Source organism: Phycicoccus sp. DTK01 (genome assembly GCF_017312765.1).
Taxonomy (GTDB): Bacteria; Actinomycetota; Actinomycetes; order Actinomycetales; family Dermatophilaceae; genus Phycicoccus; species Phycicoccus jejuensis.
Map to the genome: position 1 here is coordinate 9,564 of NZ_BOPU01000004.1, position 13,482 is coordinate 23,045.

Annotated in this window: 12 protein-coding genes; 6 read left to right on the top strand and 6 right to left on the bottom strand. The window is 74.6% G+C overall.

The window, feature by feature from the left end:
- Nucleotides 1-252: 252 nt before the first annotated feature.
- Nucleotides 253-2,226 carry a TIGR03960 family B12-binding radical SAM protein gene (locus J3473_RS10070; protein WP_207023065.1) on the bottom strand — a complete coding sequence of 658 codons (1,974 nt, stop codon included), beginning with the start codon at nt 2,224-2,226 and terminating at the stop codon, nt 253-255.
- An 87-nt stretch (nt 2,227-2,313) separates the two neighbouring features.
- On the opposite strand from J3473_RS10070, the gene J3473_RS10075 reads away from it, so the two are divergent.
- The 3 genes from J3473_RS10075 (at nt 2,314) to J3473_RS10085 (ending at nt 5,248) form a co-directional block, all read left to right on the top strand.
- On the top strand, nt 2,314-3,690 hold the full coding sequence (locus J3473_RS10075) for an NAD(P)/FAD-dependent oxidoreductase (protein ID WP_207023067.1): 1,377 nt from the start codon (nt 2,314-2,316) through the stop codon (nt 3,688-3,690).
- A 134-nt stretch (nt 3,691-3,824) separates the two neighbouring features.
- Nucleotides 3,825-4,400, top strand: a complete 576-nt coding sequence (locus J3473_RS10080; RefSeq protein ID WP_207023069.1) for an RNA polymerase sigma factor — start codon at nt 3,825-3,827, stop codon at nt 4,398-4,400.
- Nucleotides 4,397-5,248 (top strand): hypothetical protein, encoded by an 852-nt coding sequence (locus J3473_RS10085; RefSeq protein ID WP_207023070.1) that lies wholly within the window; start codon nt 4,397-4,399, stop codon nt 5,246-5,248. The genes J3473_RS10080 and J3473_RS10085 overlap by 4 nt, the downstream gene beginning before the upstream one ends.
- A gap of 75 nt (nt 5,249-5,323) precedes the next feature.
- Here the strand turns inward: J3473_RS10085 and J3473_RS10090 are convergent, their stop codons facing one another.
- The 5 genes from J3473_RS10090 to rbfA form a co-directional block, all read right to left on the bottom strand.
- Nucleotides 5,324-7,195 (bottom strand): long-chain fatty acid--CoA ligase, encoded by a 1,872-nt coding sequence (locus J3473_RS10090; protein ID WP_207023072.1) that lies wholly within the window; start codon nt 7,193-7,195, stop codon nt 5,324-5,326.
- A gap of 97 nt (nt 7,196-7,292) precedes the next feature.
- Entirely contained in the window at nt 7,293-8,399 is a 1,107-nt protein-coding gene (locus J3473_RS10095) for an FtsW/RodA/SpoVE family cell cycle protein (RefSeq protein WP_242525804.1), read from the bottom strand.
- A gap of 14 nt (nt 8,400-8,413) precedes the next feature.
- Nucleotides 8,414-9,376, bottom strand: coding sequence for a bifunctional riboflavin kinase/FAD synthetase (locus tag J3473_RS10100; RefSeq protein ID WP_242525805.1), 963 nt, complete (start codon nt 9,374-9,376; stop codon nt 8,414-8,416).
- Nucleotides 9,377-9,386: 10 nt separating this feature from the next.
- On the bottom strand, nt 9,387-10,316 hold the full coding sequence (truB, locus tag J3473_RS10105; RefSeq protein ID WP_207023075.1) for a tRNA pseudouridine(55) synthase TruB: 930 nt from the start codon (nt 10,314-10,316) through the stop codon (nt 9,387-9,389).
- A complete protein-coding gene (gene rbfA / locus J3473_RS10110; RefSeq protein WP_207023078.1) occupies nt 10,300-10,791 on the bottom strand; it encodes a 30S ribosome-binding factor RbfA in 492 nt (163 codons plus the stop codon). Before rbfA ends, truB begins: the two co-directional genes overlap by 17 nt.
- Nucleotides 10,792-10,892: 101 nt before the next feature.
- On the opposite strand from rbfA, the gene J3473_RS10115 reads away from it, so the two are divergent.
- From J3473_RS10115 to J3473_RS10125, 3 genes are all read left to right on the top strand, one after another.
- Nucleotides 10,893-11,465: a hypothetical protein gene (locus J3473_RS10115; RefSeq protein ID WP_207023081.1), complete on the top strand. Its 573-nt coding sequence runs from the start codon at nt 10,893-10,895 to the stop codon at nt 11,463-11,465.
- Nucleotides 11,466-11,600: 135 nt separating this feature from the next.
- Nucleotides 11,601-12,239, top strand: a complete 639-nt coding sequence (locus J3473_RS10120) for a copper chaperone PCu(A)C (protein ID WP_207023084.1) — start codon at nt 11,601-11,603, stop codon at nt 12,237-12,239.
- Complete coding sequence (locus J3473_RS10125; protein ID WP_207023088.1) at nt 12,236-13,465, top strand: Dyp-type peroxidase; 1,230 nt, start codon at nt 12,236-12,238, stop codon at nt 13,463-13,465. The genes J3473_RS10120 and J3473_RS10125 overlap by 4 nt, the downstream gene beginning before the upstream one ends.
- Nucleotides 13,466-13,482: the final 17 nt, after the last annotated feature.

A 13,482-nucleotide genomic window follows, 5' to 3' on the forward strand; every position in this document is an offset into this window, starting at 1 on the left:
AACCCGCACGTGCGGGGTTATCGCTGTCCGCTCCGCCAGGCGCCCGCGCCAAACCCGCACGTGCGGGGTTATCGCTGTCCGCTCCGCCAGGCGCCCGCGCCAAACCCGCACGTGCGGGGTTATCGCTGTCGCACCCAGCTCCGGACTTTCCGCGCCGTCACCGTGATGACGGGGAAGATCCCTCGGGACGCGGATGCATCCGCGTCGTCCCGGAAGATCCGCGCCGTCACCGTGACGACGCAGATCCTCGCGTCAGTGGGTGTGGGCGGCCTCGGCCATCCGCTCGCGACCGGCGCCGAGGACGGTGAGGGGTAGGAGCGTCTTGCCGGTCGGGCCGATCTCGATCTCGGTGTTCATCTGCGGGCAGACGCCGCAGTCGAAGCACGGCGTCCAACGGCAGTCGTCGACCTCGACCTCGTCGACGGCGTCGAGCCAGTCCTGCCAGAGCCACTCCTTGTCGAGGCCGGAGTCGATGTGGTCCCACGGCAGGACCTCCGACTCCTCGCGCTCGCGGGTCGTGTACCAGGCGACGTCGACGCCCTGCGGCGGCAGCTCGCGCTCTGCGGCGTCCATCCACCGCTCGTACGAGAAGTGCTCCGACCAGCCGTCGAACCGGCCGCCGGCGCGCCACACGGCCTCGATGACCCGGCCGACCCGGCGGTCGCCGCGCGAGAGCAGGCCCTCGACGATGCCCGGCTTGCCGTCGTGGTACCGGAACCCGATCGAGCGGCCGAACTGCTTGTCCGACCGGATGGCGTCGCGCAGCTTCTGCAGGCGCGCGTCGGTCTCGTCGGCGCCGAGCTGGGCGGCCCACTGGAACGGCGTGTGCGGCTTGGGCACGAAGCCTCCGATGGACACCGTGCAGCGGATGTCGCGGCGGCCGCTGACCTGGCGGCCGGTCTCGATGACCCGCTTGGCGAGCTCGGCGATCTGGAGCACGTCCTCGTCGGTCTCGGTCGGGAGGCCGCACATGAAGTAGAGCTTGACCTGCCGCCAGCCCGCGCCGTACGCGGCGGCGACGGTGCGGATGAGGTCGTCCTCGCTGACCATCTTGTTGATGACCTTGCGGATGCGCTCGGAGCCGCCCTCGGGCGCGAAGGTCAGGCCGGAGCGGCGACCGTTGCGGGTCAGCTCGTTCGCGAGGTCGATGTTGAAGGCGTCGACGCGCGTGGACGGCAGCGACAGACCGGTGTTCGTGCCCTCGTAGCGGTCGGCCAGGCCCTTGGTGACGTCGGCGATCTCGGAGTGGTCGGCGCTCGACAGCGAGAGCAGCCCGACCTCCTCGAAGCCGGTCGCGGCCAGGCCGCGCTCGACCATCTCGCCGATGCCGGTGATGGAACGCTCGCGCACCGGGCGGGTGATCATCCCGGCCTGGCAGAAGCGGCAGCCGCGGGTGCAGCCACGGAAGATCTCGACCGACATCCGCTCGTGCACCGACTCGGCGAGCGGCACGAGCGGCTGCTTCGGGTAGGGCCAGGCGTCGAGGTCCATGACGGTGTGCTTCGACACGCGCCACGGCACGCCGGGACGGTTGGGGGCGACGCGCTGGATGCGGCCGTCCGGCAGGTACGAGACGTCGTAGAAGCGCGGGACGTAGACGCCGCCGGTGCGCGCGAGGCGCATCAGGAGCTCGTCGCGGCCGCCCGGGCGACCCTCGCGCTTCCAGTCGCCGATGATGTCGGTGACCGCGAGCACGGCCTCCTCGCCGTCGCCGACGACGGCGCAGTCGACGAAGTCGGCGACCGTCTCGGGGTTGAACGCCGCGTGCCCGCCCGCGAGGACGACCGGGTGGGTCTCGTCGCGGTCCTCGGCGTGCAGCGGGATGCCCGCGAGGTCGAGCGCGGTGAGCATGTTCGTGTAGCCGAGCTCGGTCGAGAACGACATCCCGAGGACGTCGAAGTCGCCGACCGGCCGGTGGGCGTCGACCGTGAACTGCGGGACGCCGTGCTCGCGCATCAGGGCCTCGAGGTCGGGCCAGACGGCGTAGGTGCGCTCGGCGAGGGCGTCCTCGCGCTCGTTGAGCACTTCGTAGAGGATCATGACGCCCTGGTTCGGCACGCCGACCTCGTACGCGTCGGGGTACATGAGCGCCCAGCGGACGGTCGCGTCGCCGGCGACCTCCCAGGGCTTGACCGTCGAGTTCAGCTCGCCCCCGACGTACTGGATGGGCTTGCTCACCTGCTCGAGCAGCGGCTCGAGGGCGGGGAAGACGGACTCACCGGGCATCCCCCAAGGGTAGGTCGGGCGCGAGCGGCACCCAAACCGGCGTCGCGACGGGTGTCGAGGTGGCGCCGGGCGTGCGAGGCTCGCCCCATGAGCGAAGAGCAGCACGTCGACCTCGTCGTCCTCGGCCTCGGCCCCGGTGGTGAGTCGGTCGCCACCGAGGCGGCGAAGGCCGGCCTGTCCGTCGTCGGCGTCGACGAACGCCTCGTCGGAGGCGAGTGCCCGTACTTCGGGTGCATCCCGAGCAAGATGATGATCCGCGCCGCGAACTCGCTCGCCGAGGCCCACCGGGTCGGGACGCTGGCCGGCGCCGCGACCACCTCCCCCGACTTCTCGGTCGTCGCGCGCCGTATCCGGGAGGAGGCCACGGACGACTGGGACGACACCGTCGCGGTGCAGCGCCTCGAGGACGCCGGGGTCACGTTCGTGCGGGGGCACGGGCGGCTCGCGGGCGAGGGCGTCGTCGAGGTCGGCGGCACCCGGTACGTCGCGGCGGTCGGCGTCGTCCTCAACACCGGCACCGCCCCCGCCGCCCCGCCGGTCGAGGGCCTGGCCGGCACCCCGTACTGGACCAACCGCGAGGCGCTGAAAGCCACCGAGGCCCCCGCCTCACTCGTCGTCGTCGGGGGCGGCGCGATCGGTGCCGAGCTCGCGCAGGCCTTCGCGCGCTTCGGCACGCGCGTCTCCCTCGTCGAGATGGCGCCGCGCATCCTCGCTCTCGAGGAGCCCGCGGCCTCCGAGGTCGTCACCACCTCCTTCGCGGCCGACGGCATCCAGGTCCTGGCCGGGGCCTCCATCCGGTCGGTCGCCCACGCCGACGGCCGCTTCACCGTCTCGGTCACCGACGCCGACGGCACCGACCTCGACCTCGACGCCGACCGGCTGCTCGTCGCCGCCGGCCGCCGCCCGAACCTCCACGACATCGGCCTCGAGACCGTCGGGCTCGACCCCGCCGCCCGCTCGCTGGAGACCGACGAGCGGATGCGCGCGGGCGAGAAGCTGTGGGCCATCGGCGACATCACCGGCAAGGGCGCCTTCACCCACATGTCGATGTACCAGGCGGGCATCGCCGTGCGGGACATCACGGGCACGGACGGGCCGTGGGCCAGCTACCACGCCGTCCCCCGCGTCACCTACACCGACCCCGAGGTCGGCGCCGTCGGGATGACCGAGCAGCAGGCGCGCGACGCCGGGGTCGACGTCCGGGTCGGGCGGGCACCGCTCGGCGAGAGCTCGCGCGGCTGGATCCACGGCCCCGGCGGCGAGGGCGTCATCGTCCTCGTCGAGGACCGGGCGGCCGGCCACCTCGTCGGCGCGACCTCCGTCGGGCCCATGGGCGGCGAGGTCCTCTCGATGCTCGCGACGGCGGTGCACGCGAAGGTGCCGACCGCGGTGCTGCGTGAGCAGGTGCTCGCCTACCCGACCTTCCACCGCGCCGTCTCCACCGCGCTCGCCGACCTCGACTGACACCCCCTCCTCCCCTCTGTCCAGCGGATTCGAGTGCGGAAGTGGTCGCCCCGGCTGCCACCTCCGCACTCGACTCCGAGTGGCGGCGTGACGGACGGTGACACACTGCCGCCGGAGCCGGACAGGAGGGGGACATGGAGACACCGAGCGACCAGCCCCCGCCGGGCGACGAGGAGCGCTTCCGCGCCGCGTTCGCGGCGTGGTACCCCGACGTCCTGCGCTTCGTCAGCCGCCGCGTGCACCCCACCCACGCCGAGGACGTCGTCGCCGAGACCTTCCTCGTGCTGTGGCGGCGGGTCGCCGAGTTGCCGTCCGACCCCGGTGACGGACGGGCCTGGGCCTTCGGCGTCGCCCGCGGGGTGCTGCTCAACGACCGGCGCGGCGTCCGGCGGCGCGAGGCGCTGGCCGTCCGGCTGGCCGACGAGGCCGGGCGCAGCCGCCCCTTCGGCGGCGAGGACCCCGACCTCGTCGCCCGCCGTCTCGACCTCGTCGCCGCGTGGCCGCGCCTGACGGCCGGTGACCAGGAGGTGCTCGCCCTCGCCTACTGGGACGACCTCACGTCGCCGGAGGCCGCGAGCGTCCTCGGCATCTCGCCGGTCGCCTTCCGGCTGCGACTCACCCGCGCCCGACGCGCCCTGCGCCGTCACCTCGACCTCGTCGAGACCCGTTCCGCCCGAACCCGACCCGTCCCCGAAGGGAGCCCGTCATGAGCCGCTCCGACATCGACGCCACGACCCGCGCGGCCCTGACCGCCCTCGACCCCGCCCCGCACGACCTCGACGACGCCCAGCGCGTCCGCGCCGCCGCCACCCTCGAGCGGGTCCTCGCCGCTCCCCCGGCGCCGGCGCCGCCGCGGCCGGCCCCACGCCGACGCACCGGGCGCCGCCTCGCCCTGACCGGGGCCCTCGCGGCGGCGACCGCCGTCGTCGGGGTCGTCGGCGCCCAGGTGCTCACCGGCGGCGACTCCGCCTACGCCACGTGGACGGCCACCCCCCACCGCCCGACGACCCCCGAGCAGCTCGCCGCCGCCGACGACTGCCGCGACTCGCTCGTCGACTCGCTGAGGAGCGACGGCCCGGACCCGACCGGCGTCAGCCGCAGCACGATCGAGCGCGCCCCGGTCGTCGCCGCCGAGCAGCGGGGCGACTGGACCCTCGTCGTCCTCGGCGACGACCGCGGCTTCGACGCCACCTGCATCACCGAGGACCGCTTCCTCGGGGGCACCGAGTTCGGCTCGATGGGCTACGGGCCGGGCTCTCCCATCCCGGGGCCGCGCGAGGTCGCCGTGACGAGCGGCGGCTCGGGCGGCTCCTCGGGGCGGATGGTCTCGGTGCTCGTCGGGCTCGTCGGCCCGCAGGTCGCCGCCGTCACCGTCCACACGCCGGACCACGGCGACGTCGTCGCGACCGTCGCCGGCGGCCACCTCGCGGCGTGGTGGCCCGGCCCGGTCGGGGTGACGCCGGACGACCCCACCCTCGACACCACGCCCCCGGCCACGGTCACCTACACCGACGGCTCGACCCGCGAGGTCCGCCTCGGCGTCGGCGAGCGCGGCTGACGAGCCCCGCATCCCTCGGGTCGAGTGCGGAAGGAGGGAGGGACCCCCGGGGGGAAGGAGGGGGGAAGGGAGGGGTCAGCCGGAGTAGTGGCTGTCGAGGACGTCCTTGTACCGCTCGGCGACGACCTTGCGCTTGAGCTTGAGGCTCGGCGTCAGCTCGCCCTGCTCGACGGTGAGGTCGCTCTCGAGGATGGTGAACTTCTTGATCGTCTCCCACCGGTTGAGGCCGGCGTTCAGCTGGTCGACGTAGCCCTGGACCATCTCGCGGCAGGCGTCGGAGGTGACGACGTCGCGGTAGGAGGCGCCCTCCATCCCGTTCTGCGCGGCCCAGCCGGCGATGGCGTCCGGGTCGAGCGTGATGAGCGCGGAGACGAAGTTGCGGTCGGCGCCGTGGACGATGAGCTGGCTGGCGTACGGGCACAGCCCCTTGAAGGTGGACTCGATGACCGCCGGCGCGACGTACTTGCCGCCGCTGGTCTTGAAGAGGTCCTTCTTGCGGTCGGTGATCCGCAGGAAGCCGCGTTCGTCGAGCTCGCCGATGTCGCCGGTGTGCAGCCAGCCGTCGGGGTCGATGGTCTCGGCCGTGGCGTCGGGGTTGTTGTGGTACCCCTCCATGTTGCCCGGGCCGCGCAGCAGCACCTCGCCGTCCTCGGCGATGCGCACCTCGATGCCGGGCAGCGGCCAGCCGACCGTGCCGTACCGGTAGGCCCGGGTGCGGTTGACGAACGACGCGGCGCTCGTCTCGGTCATCCCGTAGCCCTCGGCGATGAGCATCCCCATCGCGTCGAACCAGCGCGCGACGTCCTGGTTGAGCGCCGCGGAGCCGGAGATGAAGAAGCGGATGTTGCCGCCGAAGCGCTCGCGGATCTTGCTCGCGACGAGCTTGTCGAGCAGGGCGTGCTTGCGCGCCAGCAGGCCGGAGGGCTGCTTGCCCTGCTCGCGCAGGATGCTCACCTCGCGGCCGGTCGCGGACGCCGCCCGGAAGAGCTTGAGCTTGAGGCCGCCCTCGGCCTCCATCATCATCTGGATGCGCGCGTACGCCTTCTCGAAGATGCGCGGCGCGGCGCCCATGAAGGTCGGCTTGACGACCGCGAGGTTGTCGACGATCTTGTCGATCCGCCCGTCGATGGCCGTCGCGAAGCCGATCTGCAGCGGCAGGGTCAGCAGGTTCTTGCCGAAGACGTGCGCGAGCGGCAGCCAGAGGTACTGGACGTCGTCCTCGGTGAGGATGTCGATGGCCTCGGTCGCGGCGCCCTCGTAGGTCCAGGCGCTGTGCAGCAGGCGCACCCCCTTGGGGCGGCCGGTCGTGCCCGAGGTGTAGATGATCGTCGCGAGCCGGTCCGGGGTCAGCGCGTCGATGCGCGCGTCGACCGCACCCGGGTCGCCCTCGAGGTACTCCCGACCCAGCTGCCGCAGCTCGTCGAAGGTGAGCGTCCAGTCGTCGCCGTCCGCACTCCCCTCCATGAGGACCACACGGCCGACGCCCGGCGTCCGCTCACGCACCGAGCGCAGCTTCTCGAGCTGCTCGGTGTTCTCCGCGAACACGACCCGCGTGCCGGAGTCGGCGAGGATGAAGGCGACGTCGTCAGCGATCGTCGTCGGGTAGATGGTCGTCGTCGCGGCGCCCGCGACCATGACCGCGAGGTCGGCGAGGGCCCACTCGTAGCGGGTGCCGGAGGCGATGGCCACGCGGTCCTCGGGCTCGACCCCGAGCGCGACCAGCCCGGCGCCGAGCTCGCGCACGACGACGTCGAGCTCGCGCCACGAGGTCGTCAGCCACTCGTCACCCGCCTCGGACACCTTGGCGTGGAGGAAGGCCGGCCGGTCGCCGGAGGCGGCGACCCGGTCGCGGAACAGGTGCGCGACGCTGCGGGCACGGTGCTCCAGGACCGCGTGGTCCACGGGCTCGTCGGCGGGGCTGTGGATCTGCGGGGTCACCCGGTGCATGGTGCATCGTCCTCGGCATCGGTGGCGTGGTCGCAGAATCCTGTCACACGAGCCGCCCGGAGGGAACGGGTTCGTTACCGGCGGGTCACTTTCCTTCTCACGGCGCGCGCGAGCCGCCCTGCGCGGCGTCGACGAGCCCGACCGCGAGCCACGAGGCGAGCATCGACGAGCCGCCGTAGGAGACGAAGGGCAGCGGCAGCCCGGTGACCGGCAGGAGACCGAGGTTCATCCCGACGTTCTGGACCACCTGGACCGCCAGCCACGTCGCGACGCCGACCCCGACGAGGCGGCCGAAGGGCTCCTCGCAGCGCGCGGCGACGACGAGCACCCGGACGACGAGCACCCCGAGCAGCACGACGAGGCCGGCCGCCCCGACGAACCCGAGCTCCTCCCCCGCCACCGAGAACACGAAGTCGTTGAGCTGGAAGGGCACGAACCCGCCCTGGGTGCGAGGTCCCTCCATGAACCCCTGCCCCCACAGGCCGCCCCCGGCGACGGCGAGGCGGACCTGGCCCACCTGGTAGCCGGCGCCGAGTGGGTCGGCGGACGGGTCGAGGAAGGTGAGCAGCCGCGCCCGCTGGTAGCCCGAGAGCAGCGGCGTCGTCCAGGCGGCGACGCCGAGCCCCAGGGCGGCCACCCCGAGCAGCGCGACCCAGCGCAGCCGCAGCCCGGCGACGACCACCACGACGACGCCGACGGCGGTGAGGACGACCGCGCTCCCGAGGTCCGGCTGGAGCGCCACGAGTCCGACGGGCACCGCGAGGACGAGCACGGCGAGCCCGACCTCCCGGCCCCCGGGCGGCGCGCCGCGCGAGGGCCACGGGGTGAGGACGGCGGCGAGGGCCAGCACGATCCCGACCTTGGCGAGCTCGGCCGGCTGGAGGGTGAAGCCGCCGACGAGCGGGATCCAGGAGCGGGCGCCGTTGACCGTCGTGCCGAGCGGGGTCGGGACGAGCAGCAGGAGGACGACGGCCGCTCCCCACGTCCACGGCGCCGCGACGCGCAGCCGTCCCCGCCCGGCCCGCGCGACGAGCACCGCCAGCGCCAGCCCGACGGCCGCCGTGACGAGGTGTCGCACGAGGTAGGCGGACCCGGCGGTGCGGACGGTGGCCGACCAGACGAGCAGCGCGCCGACGAGCGATGCCCCGCCGGCGGCGACGAAGAGCCCGACGTCGTGACCCGCCGCCCGGCCGTCCCGGCGCACGGCCGGGACGCCGCTCAGGCGGGGACGATGTTGGCGAGGACCTCGCGGCACCGCTCGACGTCCCCCGCCATCGCGTCCTTGAGCTCCTCGACGCTCTCGAAGCGCAGCGTCGGGCGGATGTGCTCGACGAACTCGACCATGACGGTCTCGTCGTAGAGGTCGAGGTCGTCGCGGTCGAGGACGTACGCCTCGACGGTGCGCCGGTCGCCGGTGTCGAAGGTGGGGTTGGTGCCGACGCTCACGGCGGCCGGCATGGTGCGGTCCGGGGCGTCGTCGGGCACGTCGAGCCGGGTCAGCCAGCCGGCGTAGACGCCCTCGGCGGGCACGAGCCCGAGGGAGTCGGGCGAGAGGTTGGCCGTCGGGTACCCGAGGCCGCGGCCCCGGTGGTTGCCGTGCACGACCTCGCCGACGACCCGGTGCGGACGGCCGAGGATGCGCGAGGCCTCGGCGACGCGGCCCTCGCCGAGCTCGCGCCGGATGACGGTCGAGCTGAAGCGCTCGCCGTCGCCGACGTCGTCGAGCGCGATGACCTCGAAGCCGAACTGCTCCCCGAGGTCGACGAGGGTGCCGACGTCGCCGGCGTTGCGGTAGCCGAAGCGGGTGTCCATCCCGACGACGACGCAGCGGGCGTCGAGGCCGCGGACGAACACGGAGCGCACGAAGTCCTCGGGCGTCTGCTGCGCGAACTCGGTCGTGAAGTCGAGGACGAGCAGGCCGTCGACGCCGGTGTCGGCGATGAGGTCGTCACGCACCCGGCCGGGGGCGATGAGCTCGGGGGCGCGCTCGGGGTGCAGGACCGCCACCGGGTGCGGGTCGAAGGTGATGGCGACCGAGGGCAGGCCGAGCCGGGCGCCGGCCTCGACGAGGGCCGAGATCACCGCCTTGTGGCCGCGGTGCACGCCGTCGAAGTTGCCGAGCGTGAGCACGCAGGGGCGCAGGGCCTCGGGCGTGGCGGCGGGGTCGCTCCATCGGTGCACGGGTGACACTCTACGAACTCGCGGGGGCGAAGGTGACGAGGGACCGCGCGGTGGGGCGCGCCTCGTCGAGCAGGGCGACGAGCGTGCCGTCCGGGGCGAACGCCGCGACCGGGCCCGTGCGGCCCGGGCTGAGCGAAGGGATGCGCTGGCCGTAGCCGAGGGCGCGGGCCTCGTCGGCGTCGAGGGACCGCGAGGGGAACGTGGCCCGAGCGGCCTCGGCCAGCGGAAGGACCGGCATCGGCTCGCCCTGGCGCGCCTCGAGGTCCGCGAGCGGGTGGGCGTCGGCCAGGGTCAGTCCGCCGACGCGGGTGCGGCGCAGTGCGGTGAGGTGGCCGGCGCTGCCGAGCGCGGCACCGAGGTCGCGCGCGAGGGCCCGCACGTAGGTGCCGGAGGAGACCGTGACCTCGACGTCGACGTCGAGCACGGCGGTGCCGTCGGGCGCCGTGCCCGCCCGGGCCTCGACGACGACGAAGCGCGACACCGTGACCGGCCGCGCCGGCAGCTGCACGTCCTCCCCCGAGCGCACCCGGTGGTAGGAACGCCTCCCGTCGACCTTGATGGCGCTGACGGCGCTCGGGACCTGCTCGACGGCGCCGGTCAGGCCCACGACGGCGGCCTCCACGGCGGCGCGGTCCAGGGACCCGGCGCCGGGCGCCATCGTCACCTCGCCCTCGGCGTCGTCGGTCAGCGTGCCCTGGCCGAGGCGCACGGTCGCGGTGTAGTCCTTGTCGGCGCCGACGAGGTGGGTCAGCAGGCGGGTGGCCCGGCCGACGCCGAGGACGAGCACGCCGGTCGCCATCGGGTCGAGGGTGCCGGCGTGGCCGACCTTGCGGGTGGCGCACAGGCGCCGGCTGCGGGCGACGACGTCGTGGCTCGTCCAGTCCTGCGGCTTGTCGACGACGAGGAGGCCGTCGGGCGCGGGCTCAGCGCTCGAGCGCACCCGACGCCTCGTCCCGGGGCCCCTCGTCGGTGTCGTCGGTGTCGTCGTCCTCGTCCGCCTCGGGCTTGCGGTAGGGGTCGGCCTCACCGGCGTAGGTCGCGGCGGCGGCCGCGGCCGCGACCTGCGCGTCGCGCTCGCGGGCCTCCTTGAGCAGGTCCTCGAGGTGCGCCGCGGTCTCGGGGATCGCGTCGGCGATCCACTCGAGGCTCGGGGTGAGGCGGATGCCGAGCTGCTTGCCGACGAAGGAGCGCAGCCGGCCCTTGCTCTCCTCGAGCAGCCGGGCGGTCGTCTCGCGCTGGGCCTCGTCACCGAAGACGGTGTAGAAGAGCGAGGCGTGCTGGAGGTCGCCGGTCACGCGGACGTCGGTGACGGTGACGAACCCGAGGTCGGGGTCCTTGACGATGGACTCGAGGTTCGCGGCGGTCAGCGTCTTGATGCGGTCGGCGACCTTGCGGGCGCGTGCTTCGTCGGCCACGGGTCCTCCTCGGGCTGGGTGGGGTCTCGGCCCCTCGCGGGGCGTCCCCAACCCTAGTGACCCGCAGCGCCCCCGACCGCCCCGGGGCTACCATCGTCGCCATGGCGACCGCAGGGGCCCCGGTGGTGCGTGCCGCGCGTGCGGCCACGGCCACCCTCGCGGTGCTCGGGGTCTCGGCCGGCGCCCACCAGCTCGGTGGCGGGCAGGCCCCGGGGGCGGCCGCCTTCGTCGTCCTCGCGCTCGTGCTCGGCCCGGCCCTGTGGCTCGTGGCGGGGCGCCGCCTGCGCACCGCCGGGGTGCTCGGCGTGCTGGCCTCCGCCCAGGTCGTCGTCCACCTCGGGTTGCTCTCGATGGCCCCCGGCCACGGCACCGGCACCGCGGCGCACCACCACGGCGCGACGCTGCCGGGCGCCGGCGCCGCCATGCCGTCGATGACCCACCTCGAGCCGCGGATGCTCCTCGCCCACGTCGTGGCGACGCTCGCGCTCACCCTCCTGCTCGCCCGTGCCGAGGACGCCCTCTGGCACGTGGTCTCCGCGCTGCTGCCCCCGGCCGCGGCGCCGCTGCGCTCCCCCCTCGTCCCGCGGTTCGCCGTGCCCCTCGTGGCCGTCCGGCCCCTCGGGCGCACGCCGCGTCCGGTGGGGGGCCGAGCGCCACCTCTCGGCCTCTCCTGAGCCGGCTCGCCCCATCCCCCGGGCCGGCTCCGGGCCGGTCGGTGTCCATCCTCCTCCGGCCGGCCCGCCACCACAGCCACCCGACGAGCCCGACCGGGCGCGCGTGCGCGCGCCCGCAGCCAGGAAGAGACACCCATGTCCCGTACCCTTTCCGCGACCCGCCGGGTCGCCCTCACCGCCGTGCTCGCCGCCGTCACCCTCGGGGTGGCCGGCTGCGGCACCGACACCGCCGGCGAGACCGGCTCCTCCCCCTCCGCGACCCCGCTGACCGTCGAGGACGGCTGGGTCAAGGCCGTCGACGCGAGCGAGATGTCACCGATGGCGTCGATGTCACCGTCCGCGACGGCCTCGCCGATGGACATGTCCTCCGCGAGCCCCTCCGGCGGCATGGACGGCATGGACGGCATGGACATGTCGATGCCGATGACGGCCATGTTCGGCACGCTGAGGAACACGAGCGGCTCCGCCCTCACCGTCACCGGCGGGAGCTCTCCGCTCGCCGGGAAGGTCGAGCTGCACGAGACCGTCAAGACCGACACCGGCGCCATGCAGATGCAGCAGAAGCAGGGCGGCTTCACCATCCCGGCCGGCGGCACGTTCGTCCTCGAGCCGGGGGCGAACCACGTGATGCTCATGGACCTCACCGGCCCGGTGCCCAACGGCTCGCGGGCGAGCGTGACGCTGACGACGTCCGCGGGCGAGGTCACCCTCACCGTGCCGGTGCGCGCCTTCTCGGGCGCCGAGGAGTCCTACGCGCCCTCCCCCGCGTCGTGACCGACGGGTCCGGGACCACCGACGGGGCCGGCGGCGCACGACCGCGCCGCCGGGCCGTCCTCCTCTCCGGGCTCGCGGGAGCCGGCGCCGGTGTCGTCACCGGCGCCGGCGCCGCCGTGGCCCGCGAGCGGTCGACGCCGGTCGTCGACGACCGCCTGGTCCGTGCCCGTGCCGTCGCGCGCGGGTTCCGCGGGGCGCACCAGGCCGGCATCCTCGAGGCCCCGCCGCCGTACGCCGCCTTCGTCGCGCTCGACCTGCTGGCGGGCGCCGACCGCGGCGCCGTCGAGCGCCTGCTCACCGTGTGGACCGACGACGTCGAGCGGCTGGTCGGCGGCCGCGGGCCGCTGACCGACCTCGAGCCCGAGCTCGCGGCCGTCCCCGCGTCCCTCACGGTGACGGTCGCCGTGGGCCCGAGGGTCGTCCGCCTCGCGGGGGCACCGGTGCCGACGTGGCTCGCGCCGCTGCCGGACTTCCCGCAGATCGACCGGCTCGAGGAGCGCTGGAGCGGGGGCGACCTCCTGCTCCAGGTGTGCGCCGCGAGCCCGACGACGGTCGCCCATGCCCAGCGCCGCCTCACCGCCGCGGTCACCGACCTCGCGCGCGTGCGCTGGGTGCAGCGCGGGTTCCGCGAGCCGTTCGAGGGGCCGGGGCTGCCGATGCGCAACCTCCTCGGCCAGGTCGACGGCACCGTGCAGCCCGACGTCACGGGGCTCGACGCCGACCTGCTGTGGGTCGGGGACGACAGACCGGCGTGGCTGCGCGGGGGCTCGTCGGTCGTCGTGCGCCGCATCGCGATGGACCTCGACGCCTGGGACCGCGCCGACCGGCTCTCGCGCGAGAACGCGGTCGGCCGCCGGCTCGACACCGGCGCGCCGGTGACCGGAGGGGGCGTCGACGCCCCGGCCGACCTCACGGCCGTCGACGAGCTCGGCTTCCACCGCATCGACGACGCGGCGCACCTGCGCCGGGCGCACGCGAGCGCCCCGCACGAGCGGTTCCTGCGCCGGCCCTACTCCTACGACGACGGCACCGGCGCCGCGAGCAGCACCGGGCTGGTCTTCGTCGCGTACCAGGCCGACCCCGTGCGCCAGCTCGTGCCGGTCCAGCGTCGGCTCGCCGAGATGGACCTGCTCAACCTCTGGACGACGCCGGTCGGCTCGGCCGTCTTCGCCGTCCTGCCGGGAGCGCGGCCCGGCGAGCTGCTCGGCCAGGCGATGCTCACCTGACCCCGTCCCCCCACCCG

Coding starts and splice junctions, on each gene's coding strand:
- J3473_RS10120 (WP_207023084.1), top strand. CDS start 11,601: ATGTCCCGTACCCTTTCCGCGACCCGCCGGGTCGCCCTCACCGCCGTG.
- J3473_RS10085 (WP_207023070.1), top strand. CDS start 4,397: ATGAGCCGCTCCGACATCGACGCCACGACCCGCGCGGCCCTGACCGCC.
- J3473_RS10080 (WP_207023069.1), top strand. CDS start 3,825: ATGGAGACACCGAGCGACCAGCCCCCGCCGGGCGACGAGGAGCGCTTC.
- J3473_RS10075 (WP_207023067.1), top strand. CDS start 2,314: ATGAGCGAAGAGCAGCACGTCGACCTCGTCGTCCTCGGCCTCGGCCCC.
- J3473_RS10090 (WP_207023072.1), bottom strand. CDS start 7,195: ATGCACCGGGTGACCCCGCAGATCCACAGCCCCGCCGACGAGCCCGTG.
- J3473_RS10070 (WP_207023065.1), bottom strand. CDS start 2,226: ATGCCCGGTGAGTCCGTCTTCCCCGCCCTCGAGCCGCTGCTCGAGCAG.
- J3473_RS10115 (WP_207023081.1), top strand. CDS start 10,893: ATGGCGACCGCAGGGGCCCCGGTGGTGCGTGCCGCGCGTGCGGCCACG.